Here is a 256-nt window from a genome sequence, read left to right as displayed (position 1 = left end):
AATAGAGGTGTTATTACATCGTGTCTTGCCGGATTTTCCAGGCAAAGAAGCATTTTTAAAAGATATCGCGCTGTTGGTCGATATGTTTGCGTGTTTGTTCGACCTTGATAACGTTGGATTGCGTTTAACGGCATTATCCAATGCGATGTGTCCTCGTTTTCATGTTGATAAAATTCCTTGTCGATTGGTGTCTACTTACGCGGGTGTTGGCAGTGAGTGGTTGCATGAAGCGCATGTTGTCAGAGCGCATTTGGGT

1 protein-coding gene is annotated in these 256 nt (G+C 43.8%); it reads left to right on the top strand.

The features are described 5' to 3' along the window. On the top strand, positions 1–256 hold a 256-nt coding region (locus tag AAEY78_RS13950; protein ID WP_352339970.1), incomplete at both ends, for a DUF1826 domain-containing protein.

The sequence above is a fragment of the Psychrobacter sp. 16-MNA-CIBAN-0192 genome, from assembly GCF_040309565.1.
Taxonomy (GTDB): domain Bacteria; phylum Pseudomonadota; class Gammaproteobacteria; order Pseudomonadales; family Moraxellaceae; genus Psychrobacter.
Note: the sequence above shows the minus strand (reverse complement) of the source record. Positions and strands in the feature narration are given on the sequence as shown.